The sequence below is a fragment of the Paenibacillus polygoni genome (genome assembly GCF_030263935.1).
In the GTDB taxonomy this organism is placed as follows: Bacteria; Bacillota; Bacilli; order Paenibacillales; family Paenibacillaceae; genus Paenibacillus; species Paenibacillus polygoni.
Genome location: NZ_CP127162.1, coordinates 1 through 17500, shown reverse-complemented (window position 1 = coordinate 17500; position 17500 = coordinate 1). Strand labels below are relative to the sequence as shown.

At 44.1% G+C, this 17500-nt stretch carries 9 protein-coding genes and 3 rRNA genes; 1 reads left to right on the top strand and 11 read right to left on the bottom strand.

Annotation, left to right across the window (positions count from 1 at the left end; translation table 11 throughout):
- Nucleotides 1-419: 419 nt before the first annotated feature.
- The 5 genes from rrf to gyrA form a co-directional block, all read right to left on the bottom strand.
- A 5S ribosomal RNA gene (gene rrf / locus QPK24_RS00060) occupies nt 420-536 on the bottom strand.
- Between the two features lie 78 nt (nt 537-614).
- Nucleotides 615-3543, bottom strand: a 23S ribosomal RNA gene (locus QPK24_RS00055).
- A gap of 274 nt (nt 3544-3817) precedes the next feature.
- A 16S ribosomal RNA gene (locus QPK24_RS00050) occupies nt 3818-5369 on the bottom strand.
- The 16S, 23S and 5S rRNA genes sit together here, the layout of an rRNA operon.
- A gap of 430 nt (nt 5370-5799) precedes the next feature.
- Nucleotides 5800-6912, bottom strand: a complete 1113-nt coding sequence (locus QPK24_RS00045) for an HD-GYP domain-containing protein (RefSeq protein WP_285745256.1) — start codon at nt 6910-6912, stop codon at nt 5800-5802.
- Nucleotides 6913-7077: 165 nt separating this feature from the next.
- Nucleotides 7078-9654: a DNA gyrase subunit A gene (gene gyrA, locus QPK24_RS00040; RefSeq protein ID WP_285745254.1), complete on the bottom strand. Its 2577-nt coding sequence runs from the start codon at nt 9652-9654 to the stop codon at nt 7078-7080.
- 405 nt (nt 9655-10059) lie between these two features.
- On the opposite strand from gyrA, the gene QPK24_RS00035 reads away from it, so the two are divergent.
- A complete protein-coding gene (locus tag QPK24_RS00035) occupies nt 10060-10890 on the top strand; it encodes a YheC/YheD family protein (protein WP_285745251.1) in 831 nt (276 codons plus the stop codon).
- A gap of 46 nt (nt 10891-10936) precedes the next feature.
- Here the strand turns inward: QPK24_RS00035 and gyrB are convergent, their stop codons facing one another.
- The 6 genes from gyrB to dnaA form a co-directional block, all read right to left on the bottom strand.
- Nucleotides 10937-12847 (bottom strand): DNA topoisomerase (ATP-hydrolyzing) subunit B, encoded by a 1911-nt coding sequence (gyrB, locus tag QPK24_RS00030; protein WP_285745250.1) that lies wholly within the window; start codon nt 12845-12847, stop codon nt 10937-10939.
- 139 nt (nt 12848-12986) lie between these two features.
- Complete coding sequence (gene remB, locus QPK24_RS00025; protein ID WP_160035487.1) at nt 12987-13235, bottom strand: extracellular matrix regulator RemB; 249 nt, start codon at nt 13233-13235, stop codon at nt 12987-12989.
- Nucleotides 13236-13250: 15 nt separating this feature from the next.
- Entirely contained in the window at nt 13251-14363 is a 1113-nt protein-coding gene (recF, locus tag QPK24_RS00020) for a DNA replication/repair protein RecF (protein ID WP_160035489.1), read from the bottom strand.
- Nucleotides 14364-14429: 66 nt separating this feature from the next.
- The gene (gene yaaA, locus QPK24_RS00015) at nt 14430-14648 is read right to left on the bottom strand and encodes a S4 domain-containing protein YaaA (RefSeq protein WP_285745247.1); all 219 of its coding nucleotides are present in this window, start codon (nt 14646-14648) and stop codon (nt 14430-14432) included.
- Nucleotides 14649-14681: 33 nt separating this feature from the next.
- A complete protein-coding gene (gene dnaN, locus QPK24_RS00010) occupies nt 14682-15824 on the bottom strand; it encodes a DNA polymerase III subunit beta (protein ID WP_285745245.1) in 1143 nt (380 codons plus the stop codon).
- Between the two features lie 329 nt (nt 15825-16153).
- Entirely contained in the window at nt 16154-17500 is a 1347-nt protein-coding gene (dnaA, locus tag QPK24_RS00005; protein WP_160035495.1) for a chromosomal replication initiator protein DnaA, read from the bottom strand.

Here is a 17500-nt window from a genome sequence, read left to right as displayed (position 1 = left end):
TCTCTTCACCTTACTAAATGTTAAAACACAATTATTATAACGTTTTAACCCATCTTATATATCCAAGACACCTTATTTCCGATCCCTCTATGGTCAAAAGTATAAATAGATAACAAAACCGTCAAACTACTATTGTATTCGCTTTCCAGACACTCTGCACAAGTCTTCACAGCTCCGACCTTGTTAAGATTCGACCAGAGAAGTAATAAGTCATATAAGATCACTTACATCTATATTAAATACTTATACTGGGCCTAATACAAAGAGATTTATAAATATTGATTCATTTATAATGAACATAAGTTATGTTTAATATGGTATTACAAGGAGTCTCATACATTATGCCTTAGTAAAATAGGTGTTTAACTAAAAACACACAACAAAAAAGACACTACCTAATGGCAGTGTCTTTATGTATTGCTTGGCGACGTCCTACTCTCCCAGGACCCTGCGGTCCAAGTACCATCGGCGCTGGAGGGCTTAACGGTCGTGTTCGGGATGGGTACGTGTGGAACCCCTCCGCTATCGCCACCAAACGAGCATTTTTACAAATGCGGTATTCAAGGATTTGCTCCCTGAAAACTAGATACGAAACAATCTTTGCAATTTAATTGTAGGATAAGCCCTCGACCGATTAGTACTGGTCAGCTCCATGCATTGCTGCACTTCCACCTCCAGCCTATCTACCTCGTCGTCTTCAAGGGGTCTTACTAATTGGGAAATCTCATCTTGAGGTGGGCTTCGCGCTTAGATGCTTTCAGCGCTTATCCCTTCCATACATAGCTACCCAGCGATGCTCCTGGCGGAACAACTGGTACACCAGCGGTATGTCCATCCCGGTCCTCTCGTACTAAGGACAGCTCCTCTCAAATTTCCTACGCCCACGACAGATAGGGACCGAACTGTCTCACGACGTTCTGAACCCAGCTCGCGTACCGCTTTAATGGGCGAACAGCCCAACCCTTGGGACCTACTTCAGCCCCAGGATGCGATGAGCCGACATCGAGGTGCCAAACCTCCCCGTCGATGTGGACTCTTGGGGGAGATAAGCCTGTTATCCCCAGGGTAGCTTTTATCCGTTGAGCGATGGCCCTTCCATGCGGTACCACCGGATCACTAAGCCCGACTTTCGTCCCTGCTCGACTTGTAGGTCTCGCAGTCAAGCTCCCTTGTGCCTTTACACTCTGCGAATGATTTCCAACCATTCTGAGGGAACCTTTGGGCGCCTCCGTTACTCTTTAGGAGGCGACCGCCCCAGTCAAACTGCCCACCTGACACTGTCCTCGCACCGGATTACGGTACCAAGTTAGAACCTAGATACGATCAGGGTGGTATCCCAACGTTGCCTCCACACAAGCTGGCGCTCATGCTTCTTAGGCTCCCACCTATCCTGTACAGATCGTACCCAAATCCAATATCAAGCTGCAGTAAAGCTCCATGGGGTCTTTCCGTCTTGTCGCGGGTAACCTGCATCTTCACAGGTATTAAAATTTCACCGGATCTCTCGTTGAGACAGCGCCCAAGTCGTTACGCCATTCGTGCGGGTCAGAATTTACCTGACAAGGAATTTCGCTACCTTAGGACCGTTATAGTTACGGCCGCCGTTTACTGGGGCTTCGGTTCATAGCTTCGGATTACTCCTAACCACTCCCCTTAACCTTCCAGCACCGGGCAGGCGTCAGCCCGTATACTTCGCCTTGCGGCTTCGCACAGACCTGTGTTTTTGCTAAACAGTCGCTTGGGCCTTTTCACTGCGGCCCCCTCGTGCTATTCACACTACCGGGGCACCCCTTCTCCCGAAGTTACGGGGTCATTTTGCCGAGTTCCTTAACGAGAGTTCTTCCGCGCGCCTTAGAATTCTCTTCTCACCTACCTGTGTCGGTTTACGGTACGGGCACCTTCATCTGGCTAGAGGCTTTTCTTGGCAGTCTGAGATCATGACCTTCGCTACTGTAATTTTCACTCCCCATCACAGCCCAGCCTTACGATGTGCGGATTTGCCTACACATCAGCCTCACTGCTTGGACAGACATCCATCAGTCTGCGTCACTACCCTACTGCGTCCCCCCATCGCTCGTAACGATTTACGGTGGTACAGGAATTTCGACCTGTTGTCCTTCGACTACGCCTTTCGGCCTCGCCTTAGGTCCCGACTTACCCTGAGCGGACGAGCCTTCCTCAGGAACCCTTAGGTTTTCGGCGGATCAGATTCTCACTGATCTTTTCGTTACTCATACCGGCATTCTCACTTGTATACAGTCCAGCAGTCCTTCCGGTCTACCTTCAACCCGGTATACAACGCTCCCCTACCCCTGATGCAAAGCATCAAGCCATAGCTTCGGTGGTGTGTTTAGCCCCGTTACATTTTCGGCGCAGAGTCACTCGACCAGTGAGCTATTACGCACTCTTTAAATGGTGGCTGCTTCTAAGCCAACATCCTGGTTGTCTGTGCAACTCCACATCCTTTCCCACTTAACACACACTTGGGGACCTTAGCTGATGGTCTGGGCTGTTTCCCTTTCGACAATGGATCTTAGCACTCACTGTCTGACTCCCGGAATACAAGTCTATGGCATTCGGAGTTTGACTGAGCTTGGTAACCCTTGCGGGCCCCGCACCCAATCAGTGCTCTACCTCCACGACTTACTTGTTCCGAGGCTAGCCCTAAAGCTATTTCGGGGAGAACCAGCTATCTCCGAGTTCGATTGGAATTTCTCCGCTACCCCCACCTCATCCCCGCACTTTTCAACGTGCGTGGGTTCGGGCCTCCAGTGCGTGTTACCGCACCTTCACCCTGGACAGGGGTAGATCACACGGTTTCGGGTCTACGTCCACGTACTCATTCGCCCTATTCAGACTCGCTTTCGCTGCGGCTACGGCTTTTCACCTTAACCTTGCACGGGAACGTAACTCGCCGGTTCATTCTACAAAAGGCACGCCATCACCCATAAAACGGGCTCTGACTTTTTGTAAGCACACGGTTTCAGGTTCTATTTCACTCCCCTTCCGGGGTGCTTTTCACCTTTCCCTCACGGTACTGCTTCACTATCGGTCGCTAGGGAGTATTTAGCCTTGGCAGATGGTCCTGCCGGATTCATACGAGGTTTCACGTGCCTCGCACTACTCGGGATCCGTCTCGGAGGGAACAGATTTTTGACTACAGGGCTTTTACCTTCTCTGGCGGGCCTTTCCAGACCTCTTCAACTAACCGGTTCCTTTGTAACTCCATGTGAGACGTCCCACAACCCCAACCAGCAAGCTGATTGGTTTGGGCTAATCCGCGTTCGCTCGCCGCTACTGACGGAATCACTATTGTTTTCTCTTCCTCAGGGTACTTAGATGTTTCAGTTCCCCTGGTATGCCTTCAACCACCCTATGTGTTCAGGTGGAGATAACTATCCATTACGACAGCTGGGTTTCCCCATTCGGACATCCCCGGATCAAAGCTTGCGTACAGCTCCCCGAGGCAGTATCGTTGTTCGCCACGTCCTTCATCGGCTCCTAGCGCCTAGGCATCCTCCGTGTGCTCTTAATAGCTTAACCATATGCTCATTTTTGACTGATTCACTCCGGTTGGCATTCACCAAAAGTCGTTCATCATTCAAAAATTTCGCTAAGCAATCTATTAATCTTCACTTGTTTAACACAAGTTCAGTTTAAAGGATATTTCTAAAATCGCAAAATTGTTTCGTTATCTAGTTTTCAATGAGCAAGTTTTGAGAGATTAAACTCTCAAAACTGAACAACGAGTGAGTGTTTTGGAAGCTTAGCTTCCGTATATTTGAATGTTTCCGTTGCAGGAAACGATTCTCCATAGAAAGGAGGTGATCCAGCCGCACCTTCCGATACGGCTACCTTGTTACGACTTCACCCCAATCATCTACCCCACCTTCGACGGCTGGCTCCTTGCGGTTACCCCACCGGCTTCGGGTGTTGTAAACTCTCGTGGTGTGACGGGCGGTGTGTACAAGACCCGGGAACGTATTCACCGCGGCATGCTGATCCGCGATTACTAGCAATTCCGACTTCATGCAGGCGAGTTGCAGCCTGCAATCCGAACTGAGACCGGCTTTTAAGGATTTGCTCCACCTCGCGGCTTTGCTGCCCGTTGTACCGGCCATTGTAGTACGTGTGTAGCCCAGGTCATAAGGGGCATGATGATTTGACGTCATCCCCACCTTCCTCCGGTTTGTCACCGGCAGTCACCTTAGAGTGCCCACCCGAAGTGCTGGCAACTAAGATCAAGGGTTGCGCTCGTTGCGGGACTTAACCCAACATCTCACGACACGAGCTGACGACAACCATGCACCACCTGTCTCCTCTGTCCCGAAGGAAAGGTCTATCTCTAGACCGGTCAGAGGGATGTCAAGACCTGGTAAGGTTCTTCGCGTTGCTTCGAATTAAACCACATACTCCACTGCTTGTGCGGGTCCCCGTCAATTCCTTTGAGTTTCAGTCTTGCGACCGTACTCCCCAGGCGGAATGCTTAATGTGTTAACTTCGGCACCAAGGGTATCGAAACCCCTAACACCTAGCATTCATCGTTTACGGCGTGGACTACCAGGGTATCTAATCCTGTTTGCTCCCCACGCTTTCGCGCCTCAGCGTCAGTTACAGCCCAGAAAGTCGCCTTCGCCACTGGTGTTCCTCCACATCTCTACGCATTTCACCGCTACACGTGGAATTCCACTTTCCTCTTCTGTACTCAAGTTACCCAGTTTTGGGTGCGACCCGAGGTTGAGCCCCGGGATTAAACACCCAACTTAAATAACCGCCTGCGCGCGCTTTACGCCCAATAATTCCGGACAACGCTTGCCCCCTACGTATTACCGCGGCTGCTGGCACGTAGTTAGCCGGGGCTTTCTTCTCAGGTACCGTCACTCCTTGAGCAGTTACTCTCAAGGACGTTCTTCCCTGGCAACAGAGCTTTACGATCCGAAAACCTTCATCACTCACGCGGCGTTGCTCCGTCAGACTTTCGTCCATTGCGGAAGATTCCCTACTGCTGCCTCCCGTAGGAGTCTGGGCCGTGTCTCAGTCCCAGTGTGGCCGATCACCCTCTCAGGTCGGCTACGCATCGTCGCCTTGGTAGGCCTTTACCCCACCAACTAGCTAATGCGCCGCAGGCCCATCCATAAGTGACAGATTGCTCCGTCTTTCTTTCTTCTCTCATGCGAGAGAAGAACCTATCCGGTATTAGCTACCGTTTCCGGTAGTTATCCCAGTCTTATGGGCAGGTTGCCTACGTGTTACTCACCCGTCCGCCGCTAAGTCTCAGAGAAGCAAGCTTCTCATTAACTCCGCTCGACTTGCATGTATTAGGCACGCCGCCAGCGTTCGTCCTGAGCCAGGATCAAACTCTCCAATAAAGTTATTGAAAAGAGCGATAAGCTCATTTAGAAAATGCTGACGAGAACTTAACGTTCTCTATTTCATTTGTTATGACCAACAAATGAAAGTTGTATTAATTCACTCATGAGTTTTACTTACGTAAAACTCCTCGTTGTTCAGTTTTCAAAGATCAATCTCGCTAATAACTTTCGTCGTCAGCAACTTTTATATCATATCATGTCCGGTTTAGAGTGTCAAGCTTTTTTTCGAAGTTTTTAACTTCGTTAAATCGCTTGGTTATTCAGTGTGTTGCTTACTGGCTAACTTCTTGGCCGGAATTAGAATATACCATGCTGATAAAAATTATGCAAGTCTTTTTTGAGAAAAACTTTTAATTCTATTTAGATTGTTTAATAAGATGAGAAATCCCCTGCTATTATACAACCAACAAACAGAGGATCTCTAAATTTATTTTTGTATCAACTCTTTAATGTACAGCTGCCTCTGCGCTACTAGATTAACAATGGTACCTTCTACAGACACCATAGGGCGAGTTGGATGATCTCGATCGGTAAAAATGATCTCACCTATTCTTTCATCACTTAGACGCACAATTGTTCCTTGATGGAACTGTGTTGCTCTCCGAATAAAGATTTGTACGATTTTGGGGTCAAGTTTTCCAAATGACTCAAGCAAGATCTGTTCTAATACTAAATAAGGTGACTGAGATTCTTTATATGGCTTGTCCAAAGTCATAGCATGAAAGATATCAGCCACAGCTACAATTCTGGCATAAATATGAATTTGGTCACCAACTAGTTTAAGTGGATAGCCAGATCCGTCTATCTTCTCATGATGTTGCAGTGCAGTTAGTCTTACCCCATCATTAATTGCTTTGACTTGCTTAAGGATATTGTATCCGTATGTTGTATGTTTACGTACCTCTTCTTCCTCTACATCAGATAAGAGATTAGGACTCATTATTAAGGATTGATCAATTTTACTATTACCTATGTTGTGCAAAAGACCCGCCAGAGCTACTTGTACCCAATCTTTTGAGGGCAATTTACACCACTGAGCTAATAAGTAGGACGTTAAAGCGGTGAGTACACCATTGTGATACATATACTCTTCTTTCTTAATAGAAGAAGGTACAAAATAAAGAACTTGGTATTTCTTAATATGTATAATTAAAATTTCTAGTTGGGTACGAAGCTCAAATATCGGAATATCAAACGCTCCTGCTTCATTAAAAGCTTTCTTAATTAGAATTATCATTTTATCGTATTCTTCATCAAATGATGTGAGTTCAGCTGATCGTACGATTTGTTCGAACTGAGCATCTTCTTCCCTCTTCTGCTCTATCTCTTGTTTCTTACTGTCTTGGGATGGTGAAGGTAGGTTTTGTTTAGTCTGATTACTATCGATATCTACCGTCTGAATGAGAAAAGCACGCAATATATCTAGATCACGCGGAAGTATTACTTTTCCTTTGGGAAGCAGCAATCCCCCTAAAGGTGTATAAACATCTTTACCTAGTTTAGCTCCTGGTTTTAAATCGATGATCGACATCAACGCCATTTTTACTACCGCTCCGTTCTTATTACTTTAAAATTATAATATTTTTACATTATATACCTTTTATATTGGTGTGTATATTGGTATTGCAAAGTTGGTTATTGCTCTCTCCATGCTTTAAATGAAAAAAAGAGCCTCCCATAACAGGAGACTCTTTTCCAATTATTCTTATTCGGATTCTTCTTCCGATTCTTCACTGCTCGTATCCATATCCGTTTGATCCGTTACATTCTCTTCTGTATCCGTATCTATATCAGACATGTCATCTGCTCCAGCAATGTTAGCCTCGTTGTCGAATTCACCGTCTTCTTCATCATTCTCTTCAGATTTATCTGTACGACAAACTGTCGCTACAGAATCATTATCACGAGTATGAATCAGCTTAACCCCTTGAGTATAACGTCCCATTGTAGAGACACCTTCCATACTCATCCGAATCAGAGTACCGCTGGTTGTAATAATCATGAGATCCTCTTCTGATTTTACAACTTTGAGGCTCACAACAGGACCATTCTTCTCCGTAACATTGATCGTCTTGATCCCTTTACCGCCACGGGTCTGAATACGATAGTCAGCAACTGGTGTACGCTTACCGTAACCATTAGCCGTAACAATCAGCACTTCCTGATCTGGATCAATAACATCCATACCAATAACCATGTCGTCAGAATCCAGAGTAATACCCTTCACGCCAGTAGCACTTCTGCCCATGGAGCGAACATCATCTTCAGAGAAATGAATGGACATCCCTTGTGCTGTACCCATGATCATTTCTTGTTTTCCATCCGTCAGTTTCACCTCAATAAGCGAATCATCTTCACGAAGATGAATAGCAATAAGGCCGCCCTTACGTATGTTTATATAATCCTCAAGCGGTGTCTTTTTCACTACCCCTTGCTTCGTAGCAAAGAACAGGTATTTGTCGCTCTCGAACTCTTCAACCTCAATTACGGCATTGACCGTTTCTCCCTGTTCAATCTGAATCAGGTTAATAATTGGCGTTCCTCTTGCTGTACGTCCTAATTCAGGAATCTCATAAGCTTTGAGGCGGTATACTTTCCCCTTGTCTGTGAAGAACATGAGATAGTTATGGGTATTCGATACGAAAAGATGTTCAACAAAATCCTGGTCCTTCGTATCCATACCAACAACACCGCGTCCTCCCCGTCTCTGAGATCGATAAGTCGATACCGGCAAGCGTTTGATGTACCCAGTATGGGTAATTGTAACAATCACATCTTCACGAGGAATAAGGTCCTCATCAAGAATGCTCTCCTCGCCAACCGTAATTTCGGTACGACGCTCATCAGCAAAACGATCCTTAATCTCTTGAAGTTCATCACTAATGATTTGGAGAACAAGATGCTCATTGGCCAAAATCTCTTTAAACTCTGTGATCTTAGCTAGGAGCTCATTATATTCATTCTCGATCTTCTCGCGTTCCAGTCCAGTGAGTCGTTGCAGACGCATATCGAGAATTGCCTGCGCTTGATCATGGCTTAATTCAAAACGATTGATCAGGCTTTCTCTTGCTGCCTCCGTCGTTGCCGAAGCACGGATTAGTGCAATAATCTCGTCGATATGATCAAGAGCGATTCGTAAACCTTCGAGAATATGCGCACGAGCCTCTGCTTTACGCAATTCAAACTCTGTACGGCGGCGAATTACAACAATCTGATGCTGCAAGTAGTGATATAACACTTCACGCAAATTCAGTATTTTCGGTTCGTTATTTACGATAGCAAGCATGTTGATACCAAAATTAGACTGCATGGAAGTATGCTTGTATAAATTGTTCAGTACTACATTCGGATTAACGTCGCGGCGAAGTTCAATAACAATCCGCATACCGCTGCGATCAGATTCATCTCGAAGATCCGTAATACCTTCGATTCTTTTATCGCGAACGAGTTCTGCAATTTTTTCTACAAGCCGTGCTTTATTCACTTGATAAGGAATTTCATGCACAATAATTCGTGCTTTATTATTCACTTCTTCAATCGTTGTTTTAGCTCGCATTGTGACAGAACCGCGGCCTGTCTGATAAGCCTGTCTGATCCCCGATCTACCCAGGATATATCCTGCAGTTGGGAAGTCTGGTCCATGAATATAATCCATCAGTTCCAGAGATGTAATCTCTGGATTCTTAATCATTGCCTGTACCCCATCAATGACCTCGCCCAAATTATGCGGAGGAATGTTGGTAGCCATACCTACGGCAATACCGCCTACCCCATTTACCAAGAGATTCGGATATCTGGCCGGAAGAACAATAGGTTCGTGTTCCTCACCGTCATAGTTTGGCTGAAAATCAATGGTATCTTTATTGATATCACGAAGCATCTCCATTGCAATCTTAGAAAGACGTGCTTCCGTGTAACGCATAGCTGCCGCCATATCTCCATCAATGGAACCGAAGTTACCATGTCCATCAACGAGCATATAACGCAGCGAGAAGTCTTGAGCCATCCGCACCATTGTTTCATATACAGCAGAGTCACCATGAGGGTGATACTTACCGATAACCTCACCGACAATCCTTGCAGATTTCTTATAAGGTTTATCCGGTGCCATGCCGAGCTCTGACATTGCATACAAAATACGTCTGTGAACCGGCTTAAGCCCGTCCCTAACGTCAGGCAAAGCACGGCTGACGATGATACTCATCGCATAGTCCATAAAGGACTCACGCATCTCCACGCCTATATCACGGTCTTTAATTTGCGAGTTATTTTGATCCGCCATGCTGGACCTCCTTCTAGTCTATCAAAACCACATTGTTAAGCTGCCTTACGTTTAATCTTTATATAACTATAGCCTAACACGACTGTAGTACTCCTAAATTCACATCTATCCTATTACATAAGCCTTTACCAAAAGAGCATTATTAAACCTGCTCTATTTCTATATATCCATGCCGCTCCTAGGGAAGTGCCCTTCCTAATTCACAGCTAAGGAATACACTATATTAATGCAGATGCCACCATTTCCTACAGGATTTCACCTGAGTCCACAGGAATCGCCATATTCCTCTATTATACCACTGTTTTTAGTCCTTGTCCTATGGATTTCCCTCAGTACTCTTACGTACAAATCAATTTTATGTGGAAGTGGAAATGAATGAAGTATTCTCAGTAGAGGAGGGTTTTTGTGAGCATACAGAAAGTTTCAAGTAAGTGGAAAAAGATGAAGGTCCTTTTGAAAGATAAGTATATTGCTCCCTTCCATCCGGAAACGAGAAAATATAGTCTTACTGCATTAGAACAAATGTGCCAAATTTACCGAACGGTTTATGTTAAGCCAGAACAGGGCACCCATGGGAAAGGGATTATGAGAATTGAACGTACTGAACGTACTTCTGAAGCTGCAGACCACGCAGATGAGCCAAGCAGTGAAGATGTGTCTAGTGCACTATATAAACTTCATTATGTAAAAAAGAAAGAGCATTATGACTCTATCGCTGACCTGCATAAAGCCATTCTTAAACGGACTATGGGGAAATCTTATCTTGTCCAAAGGGGAATCCCTCTCCTGAAATATCAGAAGCGTCCTTTTGACTTACGAGTAATGGTTCAGCGTAATTTGAGCGGAAATTGGGAAGCTACAGGAATAATAGGTAAAGTAGCAGCAAAAGGAAAAATTATAACTAACATCAATGGCGGGGGACGCATCGTATCTTTTGAGCAACTAATGATGCCCTATCTCACCAAAGCAGAGACGACAAAATTAAAAAAAGAACTTTATGTGCTAGGGGTACGAACAGCAAAATGTATGGAAAAGACCTACCCTCGCATTAAAGAAATAGGACTAGATATTGCTCTTGATGCCCAGGTTAAACCATGGATTCTTGAAGTGAATACTTCTCCAGGTCTCTATGTATTTGGTTATCTGCCCGATAAAAGTATCTATCGAAAAATTAAGAAGTACGCCATTGCCTATGGCAGACTCAAGCCAGCACCCAAATCCAAATCAACAAAATAGATATAAAAAAGAGGCCAAACTGGCCTCTTCTCTTTTTATTTACCTACTAAACGTCAAGGTTCTTAACGTATCTAGCATTTTCTTGAATAAAGTCACGACGCGGTTCAACGTTATCACCCATAAGGGTATCAAACATGGTATCAGCCAACATAGCATCGCCTATGGAAACCTGAAGCATCGTACGGCTTTCTGGATCCATTGTCGTTTCCCAAAGCTGTGTTGCATTCATCTCTCCAAGACCTTTATAACGCTGCACGTTAACTTTTGCATTTTCGCCGAATTCACGAATAATGGCATCACGTTCTGCTTCTGAACCTGCATAACGGATCGTTTTATTACGCTCTACTTTGAAAAGCGGCGGCTGCGCAATATATACGTATCCCGCTTCGATAATTTTACGCATATAGCGGTAAAAGAAAGTTAGCAGGAGTGTACGAATATGAGCACCATCGACATCAGCATCTGTCATAATAATGACTTTGTGATAACGTGCTTTTTCAATATCAAAATCGTCGCCAATCCCTGTGCCAAGAGCAGTGATAATAGCGCGAATCTCCGCATTAGACAAGATACGGTCAAGTCTTGCTTTCTCTACGTTTAGAATCTTACCGCGCAGCGGCAAAATCGCCTGGAAGTGACGATCGCGTCCTTGCTTTGCAGATCCCCCCGCAGAGTCACCCTCTACAATGTACAGTTCGCTGATAGAAGCATCTTTGGAAGAACAGTCAGCCAGTTTACCTGGCAGAGAGCTTACTTCTAGTACGCTTTTACGGCGAGTCATCTCTCTTGCTTTCCGGGCCGCTTCACGTGCTCTAGATGCTTGGAGCGCTTTATCTAGAATGCGGCGGGCAGTAGATGGATTCTCGATGAGGAACTCTTGCAGCTTTTCTGCGAACAAGGATTCCACGACACCCCGAACTTCACTATTACCAAGTTTCGTTTTGGTCTGTCCTTCAAACTGAGGCTCAGGAATCTTAACCGAGATAATCGCTGTGAGTCCCTCACGTACATCATCACCAGTAAGATTGCTGTTATTATCTTTAATAATGCCGGTCTTCCGCGCATAATCATTGATTACGCGTGTCAAGGCACTCTTAAATCCAGACTCATGAGTACCGCCTTCATGAGTATTAATATTATTAGCAAAAGAGTAGATATTCTCGGCGTAGCTGTCATTGTACTGCAATGCTACTTCCACCTGAATACTCTCTCTCTGTCCTTCTACATAGATCGGCTGTTCATGGAGTACTTCTCTTTTATTATTCAGATATTGAACATACTCTTTAATTCCGCCTTCGTAATGAAAAGAGTTAGAAACTCCTGTACGTTCATCGGTAATTCGAAGCCCAATTCCTTTGTTAAGAAAGGCAAGTTCACGAATCCGAGTGAGCAACGTATTGTAATCATACTCAGTAGTTTCCGTAAAAATTTCACTATCGGGATAGAAGGTAGTCGTTGTTCCTGTCTCTTCTGTATCTCCGATTACTTTTACATCATACTGAGGAACACCGCGTTGATATTCTTGTCTGTAGACGTGTCCGTCTCTTTTTACGGTAACCACGACTTTACTCGACAATGCGTTCACGACGGAAATACCTACCCCGTGAAGACCGCCCGATACCTTGTATCCTCCGCCGCCAAATTTACCGCCAGCATGAAGTACGGTCATTACGACTTCAAGTGCTGATTTTTTCATTTTGGCCTGTTCACTTACGGGAATTCCCCGCCCATTATCAACAACAGTTATGCTGTTATCTTCATGAATAGTAACATCAATCTGATCGCAAAAACCTGCTAATGCTTCGTCGATACTATTGTCCACGACTTCCCACACGAGGTGATGCAAGCCTTTTGCGCTGGTAGAGCCGATATACATCCCTGGACGTTTTCTGACAGCTTCAAGTCCTTCAAGGACCTGAATCTCATCTGCATCATATGCCGGTTGATTCATAGACATGCCTTTCACCTACTTCTCAAGATTAGAGTGTATCCAAGTGATGCTGATATGAGTGTATAAAATAAAAAAACTGACTGCGATATAAAAGTACCGCCTCCTTACTAACGGTTAGCAAGGTGACGATACTCGGGAATAACTTTTATATTTCAGATAAAATATTCGCTCTTTTTTTGAGTGTAGCTGAGGATATTGGAGAATAGTAAACTGTGCTTTTCGTTACAACAATCGATTTGGCTTCCTCTTCACCAATCTGTTCGATATTCTTCTCCTGTTTCGCGTACGTAACATACTGTTTGGAAATCTTCGAAGATTTCTCAATAGAGATATCAAAAATGGCTACGAGTTCAGAAGAGCGGATAATTTTGTCACCGCCCAGGTGAATATACATTGTCCGATCCTCTCCTTAACGTTCCACATGACCAGCGTCAACTTGATAGATGTATGCATCCTTCAGTTTGCTGGTATTGAGTGTCTCTATGCCTGTTGCGGTAATAAAGGTCTGCACCTTGCTCTGAAATGTTTCGATGAGCTGGGTCTGACGATACGGATCCAGTTCAGAAAGCACATCATCCAGAAGCAAAACAGGATATTCCCCTATTTCTTCCCGGATCAGTTCAATCTCTGCAAGCTTCAGGGATAATGCAGTTGTTCGCTGTTGTCCCTGTGAGCCATAGGTTTGCACTTCACGTCCGTTGATGAAGAAGGATAAATCATCCCGGTGTGGTCCGGTAAGGGACATCCCTCGCCGAATCTCCTGATCCTTCGTTTGTGATAATTTTATCATAAACCGATCTAATAAGACAGCTTCATCTTCTTCCAAAGGGTCTGCAAAGGAAGGTACATAGGCAAGTTCAAGCTTTTCTTTTCCCCCTGTGATCCCCTCGTGAATCGTTTCCGCCCACTTTTGCAGCTTCTTTATGAATTGTTTCCTTTTTTTTACGATTTTAACACCATGTTCTGCAAGCTGGTCATTCCATACAGTCAGCATCACTTGCTGTGACTCGCCAGCACCATATAATTGCTTGAGCAAATTATTACGCTGTACAAGAATTTTCTGATACTGCTGAAGATGATAAATGTATCCCGGAGCAACCTGACCGATCTCCATGTCAAGGAACCGGCGGCGAACCCCCGGTGTCCCTTTTACAATCTCGAGATCTTCTGGTGCAAACATAACTACATTCAAACTTCCAACAAAGTCACTTAACTTCCGCTGTTCTAGTCCGTTAATCTTTGCTTTCTTACCTTGTTGGGAAAGAGCAAGTTCAAGCTGAATTTTTCCATATTTTCTATCTACATGTGCACGGATGTTTGCACTGCCAGACTCAAAGCGAATTAGTTCCTTATCTTTTGATGTGCGATGACTTTTCGTAAGAGCCAGTGCATATATGGCTTCAACAAGATTTGTCTTTCCTTGCGCGTTTTGTCCTATGATGAGATTGACTGGGCCAAACGAGTCCAGTTTTAAGTACTCATAGTTGCGGAATTGTTTTAGTTCGATATCAGTCACAAACACGCTCTATATCCTCCCTTGCCCCTCGCCTCTTTGAGGAAGCAGCGGGTGTCCACATCCTACTGCTGCCTATGCCTTTGCTTCTACCTCGAATGATCCTGCCCCTTCAACTTCAATCTGATCTCCAGGGTAAAGCTTACGACCTCGGCGTTCTTCAATTTCACCATTCACTTTGATCGCTTGTTCTTGAAGAAGTGCTTTAGCCATACCTCCTGTGGGTACACATTCGGACAGCTTAAGAAACTGGTCGAGCTTAATATATTCACTGTGGATAACTATTTTTTTCACGATAAACTTCCTCTCATGTGCATAACTTTTGCCTTAATTGGTTGTACGGTAAGGCAAAATAACATAAAGACTATTGCTGTTGTCTATAGGTTTCAGAATAATCGGACTCATAACTCCTGTAAAGGAAATCATCAGTTCTTCACTTTCAACGACTTTAAGAACATCGAGCATATATTTGGAGTTGAAAGAAATTTTCAGAGGTTCCCCTTTAAATTCCTTGAGCTCAAGTTCTTCACGTACCTTACCGAGTTCAGATGAACTGGACGAAATTTCAATATCCCCGCTTTCAAGTGTTTGCATGCGAACAATATTCGTTTTTTCCTCACGAGACAGCAAATAAGCCCGGTCAATCGACTCGCTTAGTTTTTTTGTATTCAAAACCAGTTCTGTTTTAAACGTGGTTGGAATAATTCTAGAAGTATCCGGATAAGTTCCATCCAGAATACGAGTGTAGAACAATACGCGGTCAATTTTGAACAACACTTGATTATCAGCAACGACAATATCAACGAGTGTATTTTGATCAGGTACGATTTTACTGAGTTCATTCAGCGTTTTACCGGAGATAACTACGTTGTGAAATTTAATCTCATCTGCTCCTTCAATGTGAGCGGAGCGTGTAGCAAGACGGTGACGGTCTGTTGCCACAAATTTAAACTCATTATCAGCAAGACTCCAAAGGACCCCTGTCAAAATAGGTGTCGTTTCATGTGTGGAAATAGAGAACACCGTTTGTTTAATCATATTTTTAAGCAAATCTCCAGGGATCGAGACAGTTTGGTTCTCTTCAATGCTTGGCAGCACAGGGAATTCTTCTGGATCAAGGCCGACCAGCTGAATTTCTGTTGCTCCAGCAGAGATGAAAGTGTTGAAGTTCTCTTTCACTTCCATTTTGACATCTTGTGAAGGCAGCTTCTTAATAATTTCGACAAAAAACTTAGCAGGCAAAACAACACTTCCTGCTTGTTCGACAGTAACTACACTTTTTCCATCCTCTTCAAGAGGGATAAAAGACTGAATTGAAATATCCGTATCACTTGCCGTAAGTGTAACGCCTTGATAGTTAACGTCAAACTTAATACCGCTCAGAATCGGAATTGTTGTTCTGCTGGAAATGGCTTTAGATACTTGCTGAATGGCATCATTCAGATAACTTTTCATTATGCTTATTTTCATAGTTACACTCCTTGGAAAAATGAATTCTTTTTGAAGAGAGGTTTGAAGACCTGGAACTTGCGGTTAAATGATTTAAACTTAAAAAGTTGGTTATAAAAAAAGCTATACCCGCATAAATTAATTCATCGGTTTTTTAAAATAGAGACCTTGAAACAAGCTTTTTTGCAGTTCAATTTGTTGAGCTGAAAGCTTAGTTTATTTGGTGTAGTAATCTTTTAAAAAGAGTAGTAATAGTAATAGGGGCACTGAATATGTGGATAAGTGCCTTAAATGACATAAAATTAAGCCTATCCACATGTGTACAGATTGTGCATAGGCTTTGTACTTGTTCAAGTTGGGTTTTTAACTTTTTCGATAATGCTGTTGATAACTTTAAAGAGCTCCTGATCAGTTTTGATGAGCTGTGATATCTTCTCGTGAGCATGAATGACCGTGGTATGGTCTCTTCCCCCAAATGCCTCTCCGATCTTCGGTAAAGAATAATCTGTCAGTTCTCTTGAAAGGTACATGGCAATCTGCCTTGGAAAAGCAACGGCCTTTGTCCGTTTTCGCGCCTTAAAATCCTCCATCTTCAAGTTGTAGTATTCTCCAACTTTTTGCTGAATATCTTGAATCGTAATAATTTTAGGCCGACTTGACGGAATGATGTCCTTCAGAGCTTCTGCAGCTAGATGAGTTGTGACATCTTGGTTCGTCAGAGAAGAGTAGGCTACCACACGTATTAGTGCTCCTTCAAGTTCTCTGATGTTTGTATCGATTTGATTCGCAATATACATCATGGCTTCGTTTGGAATATCCAAATTCTCTGCTCTCGCCTTTTTGCGTAAAATGGCGATTCTTGTCTCCAAATCCGGAGGCTGAATATCCGTAATAAGTCCCCATTCAAATCTTGAACGCAATCGTTCTTCGAGTGTTGGGATCTCTTTTGGAGGCCGGTCACTTGAAATAATGATTTGCTTACGTTCTTCATGCAGTGCATTGAACGTATGGAAGAACTCTTCTTGTGTTGATTCTTTTCCAGCTAAAAACTGAATATCATCGATCAGCAATATGTCTACGTTACGGTATTTATTCCGAAAATTCTCACCACGGTTGTCCCGGATGGAATTAATGAATTCATTCGTGAATTTCTCCGAGGAGAGGTAAACAACCTTACTACTGGGGTTGTGCTCCAAAATGTAGTGCCCAATGGCATGCATGAGGTGTGTCTTGCCGAGTCCAACTCCACCGTACAGGAAGAGAGGATTGTACGCTTTGGCCGGTGCTTCTGCTACGGCAAGGGAGGCTGCATGTGCGAACCTATTGCCAGGGCCGATGACAAACGTGTCAAAAGTGTACTTCGGATTAAGCATGTGAGACACAGCTTCCTCTTGAGTTACTGGAGGAGGAGTGAATACTTGCTGCGGATCCGGCTCAGCCGTCTTGTCTTCTTCTATAACAAATTTTACGTCCACTTGCTTTCCGAGCAGTTCGTATACAGTCGAACCGACAAGTTTTGTATAGCGGCTTTCCAGCCATTCTACAGCAAACGTAGTTGGCGCTGAGATCACAATAGTTTGATCAGTCAGTTTCGTCGCCTTCGTTGCTTTAAACCAAGTGTCGTAGCTAGGCTTGCTTAGCTTCGTTTGTATGATCGATAGTATTTGCTGCCATAATTCGGAAGTATGGCTGTCCAC